The sequence below is a fragment of the Lysobacter sp. Root667 genome, assembly GCF_001427715.1.
In the GTDB taxonomy this organism is placed as follows: domain Bacteria; phylum Pseudomonadota; class Gammaproteobacteria; order Xanthomonadales; family Xanthomonadaceae; genus Lysobacter.
Genome location: NZ_LMHF01000001.1, coordinates 300,406 through 320,044, shown reverse-complemented (window position 1 = coordinate 320,044; position 19,639 = coordinate 300,406). Strand labels below are relative to the sequence as shown.

Below are 19,639 nucleotides of genomic sequence, written 5' to 3'. Positions count from 1 at the left end.
GCGCCGCCCGCGTCAGGCCAGTAGCGATGCCGGCAGCAGGAACACCACGACCACGGCGATCGCGACCAGCGCCGCGGCCACCAGCAACGAAATGCCGAAGGCGAGCCAGTTCGAATGCATCGCCGCGCCGCGCGCCTGGTGCGCACCGATCGCTACGCCCTGCAGCTTGCGCGCCAGCATCTGCACGACCAGCAACTGCGGCAGCACGAATGCCAGGCCCGGCACCGATTCCGGCAGCACCATGGCCAGCGCCAGCACCGCCGCGGTCGCGAAGAACGCCAGCACCAGTGCGTTGCGCGCCTTGACCGGCTCGCCCAGGGAGCGGTAGTTGAGCGCCATCAGCAAACCGCCGGCAAAGGCGCTGCCCACGAAGGCCGCCAGGGTGATGCCGGCGACGCTGTACAGGCGCGCCCTCGGATCGGCCTGGGCGACATCGTGCACGGCTACGCTGGGCGGTTGGTAGGGGTTGTCGTCCGACATTCGCGGCTTCCTGGTGCGCTGGATCGGACAATGCCGCGCCCGCCCCGACATCGCAAGCCGCCGGCGCGGGCGCATGCCCCTGACAACACGCTGTCAGCAGCCTGGGCGTAAGCTGCGGTTCCTCCCCAAAGGAATGCCCCCATGAATACCGAACAGATCGCGCAACGCCTGGTCGAGCTGTGCCGCCAGGGCGAGTACGAGCAGGCCCAGGTCGAGCTGTATGCCGACGACGCCGTCAGCATCGAGCCCGAAGGCCTGCCCCCGGAAGCGCTGGGCAACGTGCGCGGCATGGACGCGATCCGCGAGAAGGGTCGCAAGTTCAACGAAGGCATCGAAACCATGCACGGCAGCAGCGTCAGCGACCCGGTGGTCGCGGGCAATTGGTTCAGCCTGTCGATGCGCTTGGACGTGACCATGAAGGGCAGGGGCCGCATCGACATGTCCGAGATCTGCGTCTATCGCGTGCGCGACGGCAAGATCGTGCACGAGCAGTTCTTCTACGACGTGGGTTGAGCTGGCGCCCGGAGAATCGACCGCGGCTTGCGCCGATCCCACAGTAGGCGGCGATGCCCGGCCTTGGGGTAGGAGCGGCGTGAGCCGCGACCCGATTCCAGCTGGCACCGGAGCTTTCGTCGTCGCTGTATTGTGCGGTCGCGGCTCACGCCGCTCCTACCCTAAGGCACGGCCTTTTGTGGGAGCGGCGTAAGCCGCGATGGCGCCACCACCGCGACGAATCCCCAAAGAAAAAGCCCCGCATCGGCGGGGCTTTTTCGTATTGCCGCAACGCCAGCTTCAGTCGATATCGAGGAAGCTGCGCAGCTGTTCCGAACGGCTGGGGTGACGCAGCTTGCGCAGCGCCTTGGCCTCGATCTGACGGATGCGCTCGCGGGTGACATCGAACTGCTTGCCGACTTCCTCGAGGGTGTGGTCGGTATTCATGTCGATGCCGAAACGCATGCGCAACACCTTGGCCTCCCTCGGGGTCAGGCCGGCGAGCACGTCGCGGACCGTCTCGGAGAGGTTGATGTTGGTGGTGGCTTCGACCGGGGACTCCACGTTGGTGTCCTCGATGAAGTCGCCCAGATGCGAATCCTCGTCGTCGCCGATCGGCGTCTCCATGGAGATCGGCTCCTTGGCGATTTTCATGACCTTGCGGATCTTGTCCTCGGGCATGTCCATCTCTTTCGCCAACTCTTCCGGCGTGGCCTCGCGGCCGTACTGCTGGAGCATCTGGCGCGAGATGCGGTTGAGCTTGTTGATCGTTTCGATCATGTGCACCGGGATACGGATGGTGCGGGCCTGATCGGCGATCGAACGGGTGATGGCCTGACGGATCCACCACGTGGCGTAGGTCGAGAACTTGAAGCCGCGACGGAATTCGAACTTGTCGACCGCCTTCATCAAACCGATGTTGCCTTCCTGGATCAGATCGAGGAATTGCAGACCGCGGTTGGTGTACTTCTTGGCGATGGAGATCACCAGGCGCAGGTTGGCCTCGACCATCTCCTTCTTGGCCTTGCGCGCCTTGGCTTCGCCGTAGGCCATCGCACGGCTGATTTCCTTGATGTCGGCCAGGGTCAGGAACGAAGCCTGCTCGATCGCGATCGTGGCTTCCTGCTCGGCGATCACCAGTTCCTTGACGTCGCGCAGGCCCGAGGACCACTTCTGCTTGCGCTTGAGCAGCTCGTCCACCCATTCCAGATTGGTCTGGTTGCCTTCCCAGGCGCGGATGAAGTCCTTGCGCGGCATCTTGGCGACGCGCGTGGACAGGTCGAGGATCTTGCGCTCGTGGTCCTTGATCTTGCCGACCACCTCGCGCAGGTTGCGCACCAGCGAATCGGTCAGGGCCAGCGGCAGCTTCAGGGTGACGAACACCGCCGCCATGTCCTCGCGTGCCTTGAGCGCGGTCTTGTGGGTCGGACCGTTCTTGGCGTACGCCTTCTGGAACTTGGCGTAATCGGCGGCCATCGATTCCATGCGGCTGGCGACTTCGACCGGATCGGGACCGCTGACGGTCTCTTCGGCTTCTTCGTCGGCGGCGGTCTCGACTTCCTCTTCGTCGCCTTCCTCGACTTCGGCGGCCACGACCACCGGTGCCGGCGGCTCGGGCTCGTCGTCGAGGTGGTCGTTGAAGCCGACGATGATTTCGGCCAGGCGCTTCTTGCCGGCCTTGTGCAGCTCGTAGTCTTCCAGGATCGACTGGATCGTCGCCGGGAACGAAGCGAGCGAGGCCTGGACCTGGTTCAGGCCCTCCTCGATGCGCTTGGCGATGGCGATTTCGCCTTCTCGGGTCAGCAGCTCGACCGTACCCATCTCGCGCATGTACATGCGCACGGGGTCGGTGGTGCGGCCGCCTTCGCCGTCGAGCGCGGTCAGCGCCGCCGCGGCTTCTTCGGCGGCGGTGTCGTCGACTTCGCGGTTACCGGTGTTGCCGTCGGCAAGCAGCAGGGTCTCGGCATCGGGCGCAACTTCGTGCACCTCGATACCCATACCGTTAATCATGCCGATGATGTCTTCGATCTGCTCGGCGTCGACCAGGTCGTCCGGCAGGTGATCGTTGACCTCGGCATAGGTCAGATAGCCCTGCTCCAAACCCTTGCTGATCAGGAGCTTGATATCGGACGGAGGGGGCTGTCGTTCGTTGGCCATGGGCTGCGCCACCCGCGCTTGTAGGTCTAGGGAACGTTCCAGTATAGCAGGCCGGGCCGGCTCGGGCCCGATCTAGGACCGGAGGAGGAAGGTGACCGGGCCGTCGTTGACCAGGCTGATCACCATATGGGCACCGAACCGCCCGGTTTCCACCCCCCCGGCGTGACGGTCCCGGCAGGTGGCCGCCAGCCGGTTGAATATCGGTTCAGCCAGTTCCGGCGCGGCCGCGGTGCTGAAGCCGGGGCGCATGCCGCTGCGGGTGTCGGCGGCCAGGGTGAACTGGCTGACCAGGAGCAGGCCGCCGCCGGTGTCGCCCAGGCCCAGGTTCATGCGCCCGGCCGCGTCGGCGAAGATCCGGTAGCCGAGCAGGCGCTCGGCCATGCGCTGGATCTGTGCCTCGCCGTCGCCGGGTTCGACCCCGACCAGGGCCAGCAGGCCAGGCCCGATCGCCCCGACGGTCTCGCCGTCGACGGTCACGGCGGCCTGGGTCACGCGCTGGATCAGGCTGAGCACGGGGCGGGTCCTGCGGTTCGGCGACGGGCCGCACAGTGTCGCCGGGCCGGCCGCATCCGGCCAGCCTGAACCGACCAGCCCGCTTCCGACGAGCTCGCACCGATCAGCCCGCACTGGCCAGCCCGCGCACCGGCCGATCCGCCCGCGCCGGCTAGACTGACGCGATGACCCGATTCGTCGCCCGTGTGCTGTACCTGCTCGCTTCCGCGCTCGCGCGCCTGCCCTGGTCCTGGCTGCTGCGCCTGGGCGACCTCGTCGCCGCAGCCTGGCGCTGGCGCGACGGCCGCGAGAGCCGGGTGGCCCGGATCAACCTGGAACTGGCCTACCCGGAGCTGCTGCCGGCCGAGCGCGCGCAGTGGCACCGCGCGATCCTGCGCACCACCGGCCGCCAGATCCTGGAGACCCTGCGCCTGTGGACCCGGCCGCACCAGGAAAACCTGGGCCTGCTGCGCGAGACCCACGGCACCGAACTGTTCGACGCGGCCATCGCCGCCGGCCGCGGGGTGATCGTGGCCGCGCCGCATTACGGCAATTGGGAGTTGTTGAACCAGTGGCTGGCCTCGCGCACGCCGCTGGCGATCCTGTACCGGCCGCCGGAGTCGAAGATTGGCGAGGCGTTCCTGAACCTGGTCCGCGCCGACGCGCCCGACCGGGTCACCCAGATCCGCGCCGAGGGCCCGGCGGTGCGCCAGCTGTGGAAACTGCTCAACGCCGGCGGCGTGACCGGGATCCTGCCCGACCAGCAGCCCAAGGCCGGCGACGGCGAGTTCGCACCGTTCTTCGGCGTACCGGCGCTGACCATGACCCTGCTCGGCCGCCTCGCCGGGCGCACCGGCGCGACCGTGCTGTTCGCCTACTGCGAGCGCATCGACACCCACACCGGCGCGCCCGGCTTCGCGCTGCGCATCGAACCGGCGCCGGCGCAGATCGGCGACGCTGACCTGGTGGTCGCCACCACCGCGCTCAATGCCGCGGTCGAACGCATCGCGCGCCGCGACCCGGCGCAATACCAGTGGACCTACAAACGCTATACGCTGCGACCGCCGGGTTCGGGCGAGGAAAACCCGTACTGGAATCGCTGAGCGGCCGCTGCGCTGCGCGACGCGACAAGCGAATTCCGGCGCCGCGCCGGACTCAACGACTCAAGGGGAAGCGGATGCGTGGTTGGATCCTGTGTTTGGCGCTGCTCGCCGCGCCGGCGATGGCGGACGAGCTGGAGGACATGAATGCGGTGAGCCAGGCCTGGGACCGTTTCGCCCAACTGAGCAGCAAACGGGACCCCGACAGCGTCGCCCTGCTCAGCCAGGACAGCCTGCGCTACATGACCTTCCTGCGCGACGCGGCCCTGTACGCCTCGCCCGACCAGGTACGCCGGATTCCCATGACCGAGCGCGCACCGGTGTATGCGATGCGCGCGACCCTGGACGAAGCCAAGCTCGCCGCGCTCGACGGCGAGGGCGTCGCCCGCCACTGCACCAAGATCAACGTTTACGGCCTGGGCCCGCGCGACGAGGGCGAACGCCTGCCCACGATCACCCATGTGACGCTGATCCCCGGCGATCGCGCGATCGGCGAGCTCGGGCCGCCGAACGGCGAGCAGTACCAGTACGGCCCGGAGTTCAAGCGCGAAAACGGACAGTGGAAGGTTCGTTTCGAATCCATGGTCGTGGACAACACCATCCTTTTCGACCAGGAGCTGCGCAAGTCCGGCCTGAGCGAGAACGAGATGATGGAGCTCCTCCTGAACGACCTGGTGGGCGAACTCATGCCCGTGGTCACGCTGTCGGACCTGGACCGTCCGCTGCGCGACGACGCGGCCGCGCGCACGCGCCTCAACGAGATCTGGCCGGACTACCGGGACAGCTACCGCAGCCGCATGCTCGCCACCGAACGCAAGGCGGCCGATGGCGAAGATCTGGCGATGCTCGGCCTGGGCGCGCTGCTGTACAGCGGCGCGAAGCCCGAGTACGCCCCGCAGGACAAGCCGCGCGGCCTGAAGCTGCTCGAGCAGGCCAGCGACAAGGGCAATACTCAGGCCTCCCTGTTGGCGCTGCTGGCGCTGACCGAAACCTACCGGCCGGCCAAGGGCAAGGTCGCGCCGCCCGACGTCCTGAACCGCATGGCCGTGCATTCGCGCCGCGCCGCCGAGGGCGGCATCGCCGACGCCATGGTCAGCACGGCCACCTTCACGTTCAACGGTGTCGGCGGCCCGCGCGACTGCAAGCGCGCCGAGGAATGGGCCGCGCGCGCGGAAGACGCCGGCGCGAAGGCCGGCCGCAACGAGCGTGTGTGGTACCTGGCCACCTGCCCCATCCCCGACCAACGCGATCCCAAGCGCGCGCTGGAGCTGGCCGCGTACATGATCGAGCGCGCCGACACCATCGGCGCCGGCGAACTCGACACCGTGGCCGCCGCCTACGCCGCCAATGCGCGTTTCGCCGAAGCCGGCGACTATCAGCGACGCGCGATCGCCAAGCTCGGCGGCGACGACGTCGACAGCGCCCGCCGCATGAAGCAGCGCCTGAACGACTACAAGCGCGGCAAGGACTGGGTGCAGGACTACAACTACTTCGAGCTGCCAGGCGAATGAGCGAAACGCGATCCGACTCCGACCCGTCCGCCGCGCCGGCCACCGCCGTCGAGGGCGAACCCGCCTGGCAGTCGCTGCCGCTGCGCGCGCGCCCGCTGTTCGTGCTCGGCACCTCGATCTCGCTGGCGATACTGTTCGGCGTGGCCGGGGTGATCACCGCGACCCTGGGCCTGGGCATGGCCGCGGGCATCGCCGCCGGCGGCACCGGCGCGCTGCTGGGCATCGCCGCCGGGATATGGATAGGCACCAAGCAGTTCCGCTACACCTACTGGCGCCTGGACGATCACGGCCTGGCGGTGCGCCGCGGCCGCCTGTGGCAGCGCGAGACCCGGGTGCCGATCACGCGCGTGCAGCACCTGGACCTCAAGCACGGGCCCTGGCAGCGCCGGCGCAGGCTGGCGACCCTGGTCGTGCACACCGCCGGCACCCGCCACAGCTCGGTCCAGGTGCCGCACCTCGACGCCGAGGACGCGCAGCGCCTGCGCGACCGCCTGGGCCGGCAGATCGATCTCGATGACGATGTCTGATCCCGGCGCCGGCAACCCCACCCCGGGCGCCGCAGCCTCCGGACCGGCCGCGCCGACCGCGGCGGAAGCCGCCAGCGCCGAGCGCCGGTTGCATCCGATGTCGTGGCTGTTCGTGCTGCTGCAGCAGCTCAAGCAGTTCATCGTGCCGCTGATCGCGCTGCTGGTGTTCGGGCGCGGCGATCGCAACGAGCTGTGGTCGCTGCTCGCGGTCGGCGTGCTGGTGATGCTGGCGCTGTGGCAGTACTTCACCTACCGCTACGGCGCCACCGGCGACAGCCTGGTGGTGCGCAGCGGCCTGCTCGAACGCAGCTTGCGGGTGATCCCGTTCGCGCGCATCCACAACGTCGCGCTGCGGCAGTCCGCATTGCACCGCATGTTCGGCGTGGCCGAGGTGCGGCTGGAGTCGGCCGGCGGGCACAAGCCCGAAGCCGAGATGCGCGTGCTCAAGCTGTCCGACGCCTTGGCCCTGGAAGCGCTGGTACGGCGTCGCGGCGCGAGCGAGGATGCCGCCGGCGCGGTCGATGAGCCGGCCGCCGCGCCGCTGCTGACGATGTCGCTGGGCGACGTGCTGCGCGTGGGCGTGGTCAACAACCGCGGCATGTTCGTGGTCGGCGCCGGCATCGCCGCCTTCATGCCCTACAGCCGCGACCTCATCCCCGGCGGCATCATGCCCAGTACGACCCGGCACCTGATCCTGTCGCTGTTCGGCTGGACCAGCGAGCACCACTTCGGCCCGCTGCAGTACCTGCTCGGCGCGCTGGTGCTGGCGGGGCTGTTCATCGGCCTGGTGCGGGTGCTGTCGATGCTGCTGGCCCTGCTGCAGTACTACGGCTTCAGCCTGACCGAGCACGGCCGCCGCCTCACCGTCGAACGCGGCCTGCTGGCGCGCTGGCGCACCAGCGCCTCGCGCCGGCGGATCCAGGCCTGGACGCTGCGCGAGGGCTTGATGCACCGGCTGCTGCGCCGGCGCAGTCTGGAGATCGAAACCGCGGTCGGCGACGACCAGCAGCAGGAGCGTGCGCTGCGCGAACTGGCGCCGGTCGCGACCGCGGCCGCATGTGAGTCGCTGATCGAACACCTGCTGCCGAAGGCCGGCTGGGCTAGCCTGGACTGGCGCGCCTTGCCGTTGGCGAGCTGGTGGCGCTTGTTCCTGCCCGGCCTGCCCTGGCTGGCCGCAATCACCGGCCTGCTGTGCCTGCGCTTCGGCGCCTGGGGCCTGCTCGCCCTGCTGTGGCTGCCCTGGGCCGCGCTCAAGGCGCGCCAGCGCGCGCGCCGGCTCGGCTACGCCCTCAACACCGAGCTGATCGCGGTGCGCGAAGGCTGGTGGCAGCGTTACTGGCGCTTCGCCGAGATCGACAAGCTGCAGGCGCTGCAGCTCACCCGCAGTCCGATCGACCGCCGCTGCGGCACCGCGACGCTGTGGCTGGACACCGCCGGCGCCGCCGCGCTGGCGCCGCCGCTGCGGATCCGTTTCCTGCCGGTCGCCGATGCCGAAGCGCTGTACCGCGGCCTGTCGGCGGCCCTGGCCCGGCGCAAGCTGAGCTGGTGAGGCGGTGTGGGATGCGGCGACGACCGCCGTGGCGCGTTGGTTCGATTTTTCGCGACGGTGCGGTTGTCACCGCACCCTACGGCCAAGGTCGGTGCTGAAGCCGCTCTCTGTGGGAGCGGCGTAAGCCGCGATCGCGAAGCCACAGAGACCGGCGCAAGGTCGTGCGCCCGCCTGCAGCGCGGCGGCCCATCGCGGCTTACGCCGCTCCCACAGGAAGCCAAAAAGCCGAAGCCGCGGAACCGCGAGTGCGGCGACAGCCCCGCCGCGCCTCAGCCGCGGCCCCAATAACCCAGTTCGCGCCGGATCTGCAGCGCGCGCAGGCGCGCCGAAAACGGCTTGGCGCCGAGCCGGCCCAGGCGTCCTGCGATCAGATCTTCCGTCGCTGCGATCACGCGCTCGGACGAGCGCCCGTCGCGATAGGGATGGATCGCGTCGGCGTAGGCGTCGAGCGAAGCCTGCAGCTCCGGGCTCGGGGTGAAGGCGTTTTCCAGCATCGCCGGCAGCTCGTGCGGCTCGTGGAAATCGATCATGTGGGCCTTCGGCGCGCGGTTGCGGAAGGTCACCACCGGCTTGCGCTGGACCACGAACTCCGAGACCACCGAGGTGGTGTCGGCGACCAGCACATCGGCCGCGCGCTGGGCCGCGATCAGCTGCTCGGTCTCGACGAAGTCGGCGTTGGGCCCGGCCAGCTTGCGGTAGCGCTCGAACAGCTCCGGCGGGCACTTGGGGTGCAGGGTCAGCAGCCAGTAGCGGTCGCCGCGGCGGACCTCGTCGGCGATCGCCTCGTACAGATGCGGGGCGGCGCTCAGACGCTCGGTGAAGGTGGAAGCGAATAGCACCACCGGGCGCCGCCCGGCGCGTCGGCGCAGGCGCGCGGCGCTGCCGTCGTCGTCGCGGAACAGCGGGTCGAGCTTGGGCCAGCCGGTCTCGACCACGGCGAAGTGCCCGGCCTGCGCGGCCAGCGAACGGAACGGCGCGGTGGTCGCCGGGCCCTGGGTGCAGTACAGGTCGAACAGCCCGCGCACCCGGAAATGGCCGCGCGCGTCCTCGCGTTTTTCGACGTTGAAGCCATGGAACAGCTGCACCTTGGCCCCGGCCACGAACGGCGGGACCCAATTGGCGGCGCTGAACACCGCGCGCGGTTTCAGCGCCACGGCCTCGTGCAGGCCGATGCCGCGCACCGGCGCCGGCAGCTTGGCGCCGGCGGCGCCGTCGACGAACCAGGCATGCACCGCATGCCCCTGCGCTTGCAGCGCATCGGCCACCGGTTGCAGGATGGGCAGCGCATAACGCTCGCTTGCGAACAACAGGTAATCCGCCATCAACGCATCCCGGACTGAATCGAACGTGGCCGCCGCGGGCGCGCAGGCGCGCGCAGCGCAGGCATCTTGCCAGCTTTCGGCCTGCATCATCGCGTTCAACGAAGCCGACCGCATCGGCGACTGCCTGGCCTCGCTGGCGTTCTGCGACGAGGTGGTGGTGGTCGACTCGTTTTCGACCGACGCCACGGTCGAGATCGCGCGCGCGGCCGGCGCGCGCGTGCTGCAGCGGCCGTTCGACGGTTTCCGCAGCCAGAAGCAGTTCGCGATCGAGCAGGCCGCGCACGACTGGGTGCTGTGCCTGGACGCCGACGAGCGCGTCGACGATCGCCTGCGCGAGGCGATCGAAGCCGAGCGCGCGGCCGGTTTCGCGGCCGCCGCCGGCTACCGCTTCGCGCGCCTGTCGGAGTATTTCGGCAAGTTCCTGCGCCACGGCAACGCCTATCCCGACCGCGTGCTGCGCCTGTTCGATCGCCGCCGCGGCGGCTGGCGCGGCCAGCGCGAAGTTCACGAGGCCGCCAGCGTCGACGGTGCGGTGCTCACCCTGCCCGGCGACCTGATCCACTACCCCTACCGCTCGCTGGAACAGCAGTTGGCCAAGACCCAGCGCTACGCACGGATGATGGCCGAGCACGACTACGCGCGCGGCAAGCGCGCGACCCTGGGCAAACTGGTGCTGGCGCCGGCCTGGCGCTTCTGGCGCGGCTACGTGTTGCGGCTGGGTTTCCTCGACGGCTGGCACGGGCTGGTCTATGCCTATGTGCGCGCCAACTACGTGCGCCAGAAAACCATCATGCTGTGGATGTTGCAGAACGGCCAACCCGTCACCACGTCCGAACCATGAACGCAGCCACCGCCCCGCGCGCGAGCGTGGTCGTCACCACCTACAACTGGCCCGAGGCGCTGCGCCTGGTCCTGGGCGCGCTCGCGCGCCAGCGCACGCTGCCGTACGAGGTCGTGGTCGCCGACGACGGCTCGCGCGAGGACACCCGCGAACTGATCGAGCGCACTGCGCGCGACTACCCGGTGCCGCTGCGCCACAGCTGGCTGGAAGACCGCGGCTTCCGCGTCGCCCTGGCGCGCAACCGCGCGATCGCCGCCACGTCCGGCGACTACGTGCTGCTGCTGGACGGCGACATGGTCGCGCACCCGCAGTTCGTCGCCGACCACCTGCGCGCGGCGCAGCCGGGCAGCTTCGTCCAGGGCCAGCGCGTGCTCACCGATGAGATCGGCCGCGACCGCCTGCTGTCCGGCGAGACCCAGGCCCTGGGCTTCTTCGACCGCGGCCTGACCCGGCGCCGCCACACCCTGCGCGTGCCGGCGCTGGCGGCGCTGTCGCTGCGCAGCACGCGCGGCCGGAGCACCGCCGCGATCAAGACCTGTAACCAGGGCTGGTGGCGCGAGGATCTGGTCGCGCTCAACGGCTTCGATGAGCGCTACGAGGGCTGGGGCCGCGAAGACAAGGACCTGGCCGTGCGCGCGTTCCACGCCGGCCTGGAACGGCGCTCGCTGCGCTTCGCCGGCCTGGCCACGCACCTGTACCACCGCGAACGCCACGACGACGGCGACAGCCCCAACGACGCGCTGCTGGCCGAGGCCAAGGCGAGCCAGCGCGTGCGCGCGCCGGTCGGACTGGATCGGCATCTGGCCGAGTTCGCGCTGAACCCGCTGCCCGATTTGAGAGGCGCGCGCTGAGCCCGCAATGACGCATCGCGGGCCTTGGGCGCCACGCGCCAGGCGAGCCACCTTCCCTGTGGGAGCGGCGTAAGCCGCGATGCCGCCGCCAGGCGGCGCTTCGCTCAGATCACGAAACGCGAATCGCGCGGGACGCCGCCTTACTTCCCATATTCGAAACTTGCGTCGTTGCCGCAGCGCATCGCGGCTTACGCCGCTCCCACAGGGCCAGGAACACAGGCCAGAAGCGCGGCGCTGGGGCGCGATTCGTTTCCTCTCACCCCTACTTGGGGACGCAGGCTTGAATGGCCGCCCCCGGCACCAGGGTCCAGCCGCGCCGGTTGGCGCTGCCCATGTGCGTGCTCAGCTGGTCATCCACGCATTCGGCCAGGGCCACGTCCTGCACCAGCAGCCAGCGGGTATCGGGATGCTGCGCCTGCCACGCCAGGCCGCGGCGCATCTGTTCCTTGAAGTCGACCTTGAAGCCGAAGGTCGCGGCCGGACGATCGGCCATCAGCAGGTTCTGTTCGCGCCAGGCGACCAGGCCCAGCTCGGCCTTCGGCCCGATTTCCTGGCCGACCTGGGCCATCAGGCCGCGCGCCGACGAGGAATCGTTGAGCAGCGGCGCCATCAGCAGGCCGAACCCGACCCACAAGCCGGTCAGCAGCGAAGCCATCGACGCCAGCGGACGCCGCGGCCCGAACCACAGCAGGCTCGCCAGGCCCCAGCCGCCGACCGCCATCAGGCTGGCCGCCATCGCGCGCGCGCCCTCGGCGATGCCGCGCTCGGCGACCAGCTTGCGTTCGAAACCGGGTTCGCCGAACCACATCGCCGCGCCCAGGCCGAGCAGGCCCAGCGCGAACAGCCAGGTGAAGCCGGCGGCGATGCGGCGCGGCCACAGTTTGCGCACGACGCCCGGCAGCAGCGGCGCCAGCGCCAGGCACACCATCGGCAGCGCCGGCAGGATGTACATGTCGCGCTTGCCGTTGGGCAAGGTGAAGAACACCAGCACCAGCAGCCACCACGCCAGCGGCAGCAGGTAGCGCGGATCGCGCCGGCGCAGGCGCCGGCGCCAGGCCGGAATCGCCCACGGCAGTGCCAGCATGGTCGGCAACCACATCGTCAGCACGACCTGGACGAAGTACCACGGCGGCTGGCCGTGGTCCCAGGACGCGCTGTAACGCTTGGCGGTCTGGCGCAGCAGGATGTCGTCCATGTAGCCGCGGTATTCCGGCGAACCGTGGCCGGTCGCGGCGATCACCATCGGCACCAACCACACGCAGGCCGCGGCCACGAACGCCAGCGGCCCCAGCCAGAACTTCGGATCGCGCACCTGCACCCGCACCGGCCAGCCGCGCAGCGAGGCGATCCCGGCCGGTATCAGCATCAGCAGCGCGATCGCGCCGACGCCCTTGGTGATGGTGCCCAGGCCGGCGGCGGCCCAGCCCAGGACCCACATCCGCCAGTCGCCGCGGCCGTCCCGGCGCCACTGCAGCAGGTGCCGCAGCAAGCCGTAGTTGGCCAGGGTGATCCAGAACACCACCAGCGGATCGATCTGCGCCTTCTTCGACTGCCAGGTGAACTGCAGCGCGAACAGCAGCGCCCAGCCCGCGTACAGCCCGACCTTGCGCGTCCACAGCCGGCGGCCCAGATCGACCACGCACCACAGCGTGCCCAGCGCGGCCAGCAGCGACGGCAGCAGGAACGCCACGCGCCAGTCGCGGAACACGGTGTAGGCGGCGGCCTGCAGCCACATGAACAAGGGCGGCTTGTCCGAGTAGAGCTCGGTCCCGCGATGCGGAAACAGCCAGTCCCCGCTCTCGACCATCTGCCGCGCCACCAGCGCGAATCGCGGCTCGTCGGCGGGCCAGGGGTCGCGCATGCCCAAGCCGGCGCCGAGCACCAGCAGGGCGATGATCCAGAACAGCCAAGTGTCGCGGGAGCGTGTCGAGTTCAGCATGCGCGGGATGATAGCCGCGATGGCCGGCCGGGATGTCGGAGAAGCGTTCAGCGGCCGCAGATGGCGAGGGCGCTGGAGGGGGCGCTTGTCGAATGAGTGATCCGCGGCCATGGTTGGAGCCCGAACGGCGCCGGCGAGACCTGCCGTACCGATAGGCCGCAGCCAGTGCCGCGCTTCAGACGGAGTCAGCACTAGTCTCGGAGGCTGCGGCTGCGGCTGCGGCTGCGGTTGCGTTGCCGTTGCCGTTGCCGTTGCCGTTGCCGTTGCCGTTGCCGTTGCATTGGAATCCATTGAGCCGCACCACGACGAACAACCGTAGACCCGAAGGGCGGCGCGCAGGACGCTAGGCAAGCCCTTCTCTTTGGTTACTTTCTCTTGGGCTAGCAAGAGAAAGTGACCCGCATGCGCAGCAGGCGGAAGCTGTTGCTTAAGAACGAAACCAGCAAAGCAGCCGGAATTCGCGATCGCGGCTCACGCCGCTTCCACAGAAAGCGGAAGCGAAGCCGATCCGAATCGAAGCCAGCGCGGTAGCCGAAGGTCGCGGTCGCGGCTCACGCCGCTCCTACCCCAAGGCGGGTGGGAAAGTGACCCGCATGCGCAGCAGGCGGAAGCTGTTGCTTAAGAACGAAACCCACGAAGTAGCTGGGATTCGCAATCGCGGCTTACGCCGCTCCCACAGAAAGCGAAGCCGATCCGCATCGAGACTCACGCAGCAGCCGGAGGGCGCGGTCGCGGCTCACGCCGCTCCTACCCCAAAGCGAGAACGGCGCGGCCGAGTGTGGCTGCGGCTACGGCTACGAAAGAACCTTCCGCAAGCGCGAATAGAAGAAACCGTCGTAGCCCAATTCGCCCGGCAAACGCTGCCGCCCGACCTCGCGATCACGACCATAACTCGCGTCCAAAGCCTCGACCCGCGCATCCGGCGTACGCGCCAGAAACGCGCGCGCCTGATCCTCGTTCTCTTCCTTCAGGATCGAGCAGGTCGCGTACACCAGCACGCCCCCCGTAGCCACGGTCCGCCACAGCGCGTCGAGCAGCCGCGCCTGCAGCGCAACCATCACCGCGATGTCGGATTCGCGCCGGTGCATCAGCACGTCGGGCTGACGGCGGACGATGCCGGTGGCCGAACACGGCGCGTCCAGCAGCACCGCGTCGAACGGCGTGCCGTCCCACCAGGCGGCGAGGTCGGACGCGTCGGCCGCGAGCAGCCGCGCCTGCGCGCCCAGGCGCAGGCGCGCCAGGCCGCTGCGCACCGTGTCCAGGCGCGCGGCATCGACATCGAGCGCGGTCAGCCGCAGGCTGGGGTCGCGTTCGAGCAGATGCGCGGTCTTGCCGCCGGGCGCGGCGCAGGCGTCGAGCACGCGCGCGCCGGACGGCGGCGACAGCGCATCGGCGACCAACTGCGCGGCGCCGTCCTGCACCGAGACCGCACCGTCGGCGAAGCCCGGCAGGGCCGCGATCGCGATCGGCTCGTCCAGGCGCAGCGCATCGGGCAGGGCTTCGTCGACCGAGGCCGCGATACCGGCTTCGCCCAGACGCGCGCGATAGGCCTCGCGCCCGCCCTGGCCGCGATTGACGCGCAGCCACAGCGGCGGCGCGGTGGCGCTGGCTTCGAGGATCGCGAGCTCGTCCGCGGGCCAGTCGCGCCGCACGCGGGCGCGCAGCCAGGCCGGCCAATGCGCATGCGCATCGATCGTTGGAAAACCGTCGCGCTGGGCGCGGCGCAGCAGCGCGTTGACCATGCCGGCCTGATGGCTGCGGCCGATCGTGCGCGCGGCGTCGACCGTCGCCGCGAGCGCCGCATGCGCGGGCAAGGCCAGGTCGAGCTGAGCGAAACCGACGTACAGCAGCGCGCGCAGGTCGCTGTCGCGCTTGCCCAGCGGGCGCGGCATCCAGTCCTTGAGCGCGGCTTCGTAGCGCGCGGGGCGGCGCAGCACGGCGAAGCAGATCGCTTCGACCAGTGCGCGGTCGCGCGGATCTTTCAGGGTCGGCAGCGCGGCGGCGAGTTCGGGCTTGAGCGAGCGGCCGCGGTGCAGCACCGCGTCGAGCACGCGCGCGGCGACGGCGCGGCTTTCGGCGCCGCTGGACGCGTTCACGCGCCGACCGCCAGGTCGCGGCGGCCGTTGAGGTAGTCGGCGGCGGTGATGGCCTTGCCGCCGTCGCGCTGCAGCACACGGATGCGCAGCGCGCCCTCGCCGCAGGCGATGTCGATGCCTTCGCGTCCGGCCTGCAGCAGGGTGCCGGGCGCCGCGCCGTGGGCCAGCGGCAGCGCGATCGCGCCGTGCAGGCGCACGCGTTCGCCTGCGACCACGGCCTCGGCCATCGGCCAGGGGTTGAAGGCGCGTACCTTGGCGGCGAGCGCGACCGCGGGCTGGTTCCAATCCAGCCGCGCCTCGGCCTTGTCGAGCTTGTGCGCGTAGGTCACGCCTTCCTCGGGCTGGACCCAGGGCTGCGGGCGCAGTTCGGCGCGCAGCAGGCCCAGGCCGTCGCTGAGCACGCTCGCGCCGATCTCGGCCAGGCGGTCGTGCAACTGGCCGCCGGTTTCGGTCTCGCCGATCTCGGTGGTCTGGGCCAGCAGCACCGGGCCGGTGTCCAGGCCCTTTTCCATCTGCATCAGGCACACGCCGGTTTCGCGGTCGCCGGCTTCGATCGCGCGCTGGATCGGCGCGGCGCCGCGCCAGCGCGGCAGCAGCGAGGCGTGCACGTTCCAGCAGCCATGGGTCGGAATATCGAGCACCGACTGCGGCAGGATCAGGCCGTAGGCGACCACGATCATCAGGTCCGGCTGCAGCGCGCGCAGCGCCTGGCGCGAGATCGCGGCCTTGAAGTTTTCAGGCTGCAGCACCGGGATGCCGCGCAGCAGCGCCTCGCGCTTGACCGGCGACGGGCTGAGCTCGCGGCCGCGGCCGGCCGGACGGTCGGGCTGGGTGTAGACGGCGACGACTTCGTTATGCCGCGCGGCGGCGCGCAGGCTGGGCACGGCGAAATCGGGCGTGCCGGCGAAAACGATCCTCAGGGACATGCGAAAAACTCCGGAAGCGGGGGAGCGGAAGCGCTCGGATCGAGGCCGGATGGCGGCGCGCGTCCGGGACCAGCATGCCGCCTGCGACGGCGGCCGTGTGCGCTGCGTGCGGCGGATACGGGGAGCATGGGCCGACGCGGCGCGAAGGCCGCCGCATCGTGCGGGCATCGCAGCGTCGGCACCTAGGCAATCGGTACCGGAGCGATGCGGGTGGGCGCGCGGTCGCGGCGACGCCGGCCGCGCCCGCGACCTCAGGCCGCGTCGCCGGCGAGCTTGCGCTGCTTGGCCAGCTTCTTGCGCACCATCTCGCGCTTGAGCGGCGAGAGGTAGTCGACGAACAGCTTGCCGTCCAGGTGGTCCATTTCGTGCTGGATGCAGACCGCGAGCAGGCCGTCGATCTGCAGTTCGAACGGCTGGCCGTCGCGGCCGACCGCACGCACCGTGATCTCGTTGGCGCGGGTCACGTCGGCGAAAATGCCGGGGACCGACAGGCAGCCTTCCTGGTAGACCTGTTCGCCGGCCTTGACCAGGATTTCCGGGTTGATGAACACCAACGGCCGGTCGTGCTCCTCGGACACGTCTATCACCATGAAGCGCTGGTGGACGTCGACCTGGCTTGCCGCCAGACCGATGCCCGGGGCCTCGTACATGGTTTCGAACATGTCGTCGAGCAGCTTCTGGAACGCGGGCTCGGTGACGCGGGCAGGGTCGACCGGCACGGCTTTGGTGCGCAGCCGGGGGTCGGGAAATTCGAGGATCGGCAACAGAGACATGGCGTCGAAAAAAATGGGGGCGTCGGTCACATACACAAGCAAGAAGAGGATTGTAACCCCGTTTTGGGCCTCGAAAGCTTGCAAGCACGGGGTTCTTCTGGGCTATAGTTCCGAGGCCCGCAAAGGGCAAACCTGCAAGGGGAATCAGGTAGATGGCCGCCATGTTTAAACCATTCCGCGCGGTTGCAACCGCCGCGTTGCTGACGATCGCCACCTACGCCCTCGCGGCGGAGATGCAAGGCGGTCACCCCGACACCTATGTGGTCAAGCGGGGCGACACCCTGTGGGACATCGCCGGGCGTTTCCTTAAGCGCCCGTGGCTGTGGCCGGAAATCTGGCAGGCCAACCCGCAGATCAAGAATCCGCACCTGATCTACCCGGGCGACGTGATCTCGCTGGCCTACCTCGACCGCCTGGGCGTCCAGCCCGGTCCGCGCGAGGAAGCCCCGATCACCGGCATCCCGCTGAGCCAGGTCGAGCCGTTCCTGAAGAATCTGCGCGTGGTCGACAGCTTCGAGCAGCTGCCCTACGTGGTCAGCCTGGAAGAGGACCGCCTGCGCGGCTCTCAGGGCCAGGTCGCCTACATCAAGGGCCTGAGCGGCGCCGAGGCCGGTCAGCGCTACGCCGTGGTCCGCCCGACCCAGCGCTACAGCCGCCTGACGAGCGACAAGTGCTGCGACGTCAACCACCGCACCACCGACCTGCGCAGCCACGATCTGGACTTCAACGGGCGCATCCCGTCCGGGTTCCAGGCCATGTGGAGCGATTCCACCCTGCCCCAGGGCCGCGGTGATCTGCTCGGCTACGAGCTGATGCAGCTGACCACGGGCACCCTGAGCCGCGGCGAAGTCGGCGGGGTCGGCGCCAGCACCCTGGTGATCGACGACGCCGGTCGCGAAGTCCGGGTCGGCGACCGCCTGATCCCGGTCGAAGCCCAGCCCTACGACCTGCAGTTCTTCCCGCATCCGCCGAAGCAGGAATTCCAGTACGGTCACGCCCGCGTCCTGGCCGTGGCCGACCAGATGACCAGCGGCGGCGCGCGCGATGTGGTCGCCCTGTCGGTGGGCCGTCTGGACGGCATCGACAACGGCACCGTGCTCTCGACCTGGCGGGTCGGCCGCAACGTCGTCGACCGGGTCAAGGTCGGCGCCGAGCGCAGCGAAGACACCGTCGGCCATGCCAGCAAGGTCCGCGTGCCCGACGAATACGCCGGTCACGTGATGATCTTCCGCACCTTCGACAAGGTCAGCTACGGCCTGGTGATGGAAGGCGTGCGTCCGACCCGGATCGGCTACGAGCTCAAGCATCCGGACGCCCCGTACTGATCGGGGCGCCCCGCAGGCCGGGGTGTTTTCCTACGCAACGAAGCGACGGCGCCCTAGGGCGCCGTCGTCGTTTCCAGGGCAGGCTGGCTGCATGTCCGAGACCGCCGACCATTACGCCCTGATCGCCCTGATCGCCGCCGACGGCGCCAGCGCCCCGCGCCGGGCCCTGCTGGAACGCCACGGCAGCGCCGCCGCCGCGCTTGCGGCCGGGCCCACGGCCTGGCGCGAGGCCAAACTGAGCGAAGCCCAGGCGGCGGCGCTGCAGGCGCCGGATAGGGCCGAACTGGAACGCGCCCAGGCCTGGCTGGCCGCGCCCGGGCACCATCTGATCGGCTGGCACGACCCCGACTACCCGCCCCTGCTGCGGCGCAGCCCGAACCCGCCGCTGGCCCTGTTCGTGGCCGGCGACCCGAACCGGCTGTGGCACCCGGCGGTGGCCGTGGTCGGCAGCCGCGCGCCCACGCCCGGCGGGCGCGACAACGCCGCCGATTTCGCCCGCGCCCTGGCCGCGTCCGGCCTGGCCGTGACCAGCGGGCTCGCCGCCGGCATCGACACCGCCGCCCACCAGGCCGCGCTGGCGGGCGGCGGCGCGACCGTGGCGGTGCTCGGCACCGGACCGGACGTGCCCTATCCGCGCGCCAACGCCGCCCTGCACGCGCGCATCGCCGAGGCCGGCGCGGTGGTCAGCGAGCACCTGCCCGGCATCGGCGCGCGGCCGGCGCACTTCCCCTCGCGCAACCGCATCATCGCCGGCCTGAGTCTGGGCACGCTGGTGATCGAAGCGGCCGAACGCTCCGGCGCCCTGATCACCGCGCGCCTGGCCGCGGAGGCCGGCCGCGAGGTGTTCGCCCTGCCCGGCTCGATCCACAACCCGCTCGCCCGCGGCTGCCACCGCCTGATCCGCGACGGCGCCGCCCTGGTCGAACGCCCGGACGAGCTGATCGCGGCCCTGGCGCCGCTGGCGCAGGAGCTCGCGGCCGCCTTGCGCCTGCGCCTGAACGCCCCCATACAGTGCGGCCACACACCCGTCACGAGGCCCGTTCAGGATGAACGCCTCGACGACCGCAACTACCAGTCCTTGTGGCACGCGCTCGGCCATGACCCCACCGGTATGGATCACCTGGTCGAGCGGACCGGATTGACGCCTGCCGTACTGTCCTCCATGCTGCTGATCATGGAGCTTGAGGGTCGCGTAGCGGCGCAACACGGCCGTTACTTCCGCAACCGCTGAGCCACTCCCGCGCAGGGGCCCAGCGGT

17 protein-coding genes are annotated in these 19,639 nt (G+C 70.1%); 9 read left to right on the top strand and 8 right to left on the bottom strand.

What is annotated here, in order from left to right; translation table 11 throughout:
• Positions 1-12: 12 nt before the first annotated feature.
• The gene (locus tag ASD78_RS01375) at positions 13-480 is read right to left on the bottom strand and encodes a hypothetical protein (RefSeq protein ID WP_056097817.1); all 468 of its coding nucleotides are present in this window, start codon (positions 478-480) and stop codon (positions 13-15) included.
• 141 nt (positions 481-621) lie between these two features.
• Here ASD78_RS01375 and ASD78_RS01370 point away from each other — a divergent pair, with 141 nt between their 5' ends.
• Entirely contained in the window at positions 622-993 is a 372-nt protein-coding gene (locus tag ASD78_RS01370; RefSeq protein WP_055907919.1) for a nuclear transport factor 2 family protein, read from the top strand.
• Between the two features lie 279 nt (positions 994-1,272).
• Here ASD78_RS01370 and rpoD read toward each other — a convergent pair whose 3' ends face one another.
• Both rpoD and dtd read right to left on the bottom strand, forming a co-directional pair.
• Positions 1,273-3,129, bottom strand: coding sequence for an RNA polymerase sigma factor RpoD (gene rpoD / locus ASD78_RS01365; protein WP_055907916.1), 1,857 nt, complete (start codon positions 3,127-3,129; stop codon positions 1,273-1,275).
• A 72-nt stretch (positions 3,130-3,201) separates the two neighbouring features.
• Positions 3,202-3,642, bottom strand: a complete 441-nt coding sequence (dtd, locus tag ASD78_RS01360) for a D-aminoacyl-tRNA deacylase (RefSeq protein ID WP_056097815.1) — start codon at positions 3,640-3,642, stop codon at positions 3,202-3,204.
• 164 nt (positions 3,643-3,806) lie between these two features.
• Here dtd and ASD78_RS01355 point away from each other — a divergent pair, with 164 nt between their 5' ends.
• The 4 genes from ASD78_RS01355 (at position 3,807) to ASD78_RS01340 (ending at position 8,308) form a co-directional block, all read left to right on the top strand.
• A complete protein-coding gene (locus ASD78_RS01355) occupies positions 3,807-4,724 on the top strand; it encodes a lauroyl acyltransferase (RefSeq protein ID WP_056097814.1) in 918 nt (305 codons plus the stop codon).
• Between the two features lie 74 nt (positions 4,725-4,798).
• The gene (locus tag ASD78_RS01350; RefSeq protein WP_156087524.1) at positions 4,799-6,232 is read left to right on the top strand and encodes a sel1 repeat family protein; all 1,434 of its coding nucleotides are present in this window, start codon (positions 4,799-4,801) and stop codon (positions 6,230-6,232) included.
• Entirely contained in the window at positions 6,229-6,759 is a 531-nt protein-coding gene (locus ASD78_RS01345) for a PH domain-containing protein (protein WP_055907904.1), read from the top strand. The genes ASD78_RS01350 and ASD78_RS01345 overlap by 4 nt, the downstream gene beginning before the upstream one ends.
• 97 nt (positions 6,760-6,856) lie before the next feature.
• Positions 6,857-8,308: a PH domain-containing protein gene (locus ASD78_RS01340; RefSeq protein WP_056098152.1), complete on the top strand. Its 1,452-nt coding sequence runs from the start codon at positions 6,857-6,859 to the stop codon at positions 8,306-8,308.
• Positions 8,309-8,577: 269 nt separating this feature from the next.
• On the opposite strand, the gene ASD78_RS01335 is transcribed toward ASD78_RS01340, so the two are convergent.
• Positions 8,578-9,633, bottom strand: a complete 1,056-nt coding sequence (locus ASD78_RS01335) for a CDP-glycerol glycerophosphotransferase family protein (RefSeq protein WP_200944104.1) — start codon at positions 9,631-9,633, stop codon at positions 8,578-8,580.
• Between the two features lie 22 nt (positions 9,634-9,655).
• Here ASD78_RS01335 and ASD78_RS01330 point away from each other — a divergent pair, with 22 nt between their 5' ends.
• Together ASD78_RS01330 and ASD78_RS01325 are read left to right on the top strand one after the other, a co-directional pair.
• The gene (locus ASD78_RS01330) at positions 9,656-10,471 is read left to right on the top strand and encodes a glycosyltransferase family 2 protein (RefSeq protein WP_056097811.1); all 816 of its coding nucleotides are present in this window, start codon (positions 9,656-9,658) and stop codon (positions 10,469-10,471) included.
• Positions 10,468-11,322, top strand: a complete 855-nt coding sequence (locus tag ASD78_RS01325) for a glycosyltransferase family 2 protein (protein WP_056097810.1) — start codon at positions 10,468-10,470, stop codon at positions 11,320-11,322. Before ASD78_RS01330 ends, ASD78_RS01325 begins: the two co-directional genes overlap by 4 nt.
• Before the next feature lie 262 nt (positions 11,323-11,584).
• On the opposite strand, the gene ASD78_RS01320 is transcribed toward ASD78_RS01325, so the two are convergent.
• The 4 genes from ASD78_RS01320 to def form a co-directional block, all read right to left on the bottom strand.
• Entirely contained in the window at positions 11,585-13,261 is a 1,677-nt protein-coding gene (locus ASD78_RS01320) for a glycosyltransferase family 39 protein (protein ID WP_056097809.1), read from the bottom strand.
• A 794-nt stretch (positions 13,262-14,055) separates the two neighbouring features.
• Positions 14,056-15,357, bottom strand: coding sequence for a 16S rRNA (cytosine(967)-C(5))-methyltransferase RsmB (rsmB, locus tag ASD78_RS01315; protein ID WP_056097808.1), 1,302 nt, complete (start codon positions 15,355-15,357; stop codon positions 14,056-14,058).
• Positions 15,354-16,277: a methionyl-tRNA formyltransferase gene (fmt, locus tag ASD78_RS01310; protein WP_056098150.1), complete on the bottom strand. Its 924-nt coding sequence runs from the start codon at positions 16,275-16,277 to the stop codon at positions 15,354-15,356. Before fmt ends, rsmB begins: the two co-directional genes overlap by 4 nt.
• A gap of 257 nt (positions 16,278-16,534) precedes the next feature.
• Positions 16,535-17,056 (bottom strand): peptide deformylase, encoded by a 522-nt coding sequence (gene def, locus ASD78_RS01305; protein WP_055908516.1) that lies wholly within the window; start codon positions 17,054-17,056, stop codon positions 16,535-16,537.
• Between the two features lie 161 nt (positions 17,057-17,217).
• Between def and ASD78_RS01300 the strand changes: the two genes are divergently transcribed.
• Together ASD78_RS01300 and dprA are read left to right on the top strand one after the other, a co-directional pair.
• A complete protein-coding gene (locus tag ASD78_RS01300; protein WP_056098148.1) occupies positions 17,218-18,381 on the top strand; it encodes a LysM peptidoglycan-binding domain-containing protein in 1,164 nt (387 codons plus the stop codon).
• A gap of 91 nt (positions 18,382-18,472) precedes the next feature.
• The gene (gene dprA / locus ASD78_RS01295) at positions 18,473-19,612 is read left to right on the top strand and encodes a DNA-processing protein DprA (RefSeq protein WP_056097807.1); all 1,140 of its coding nucleotides are present in this window, start codon (positions 18,473-18,475) and stop codon (positions 19,610-19,612) included.
• Positions 19,613-19,639 lie beyond the last annotated feature (27 nt).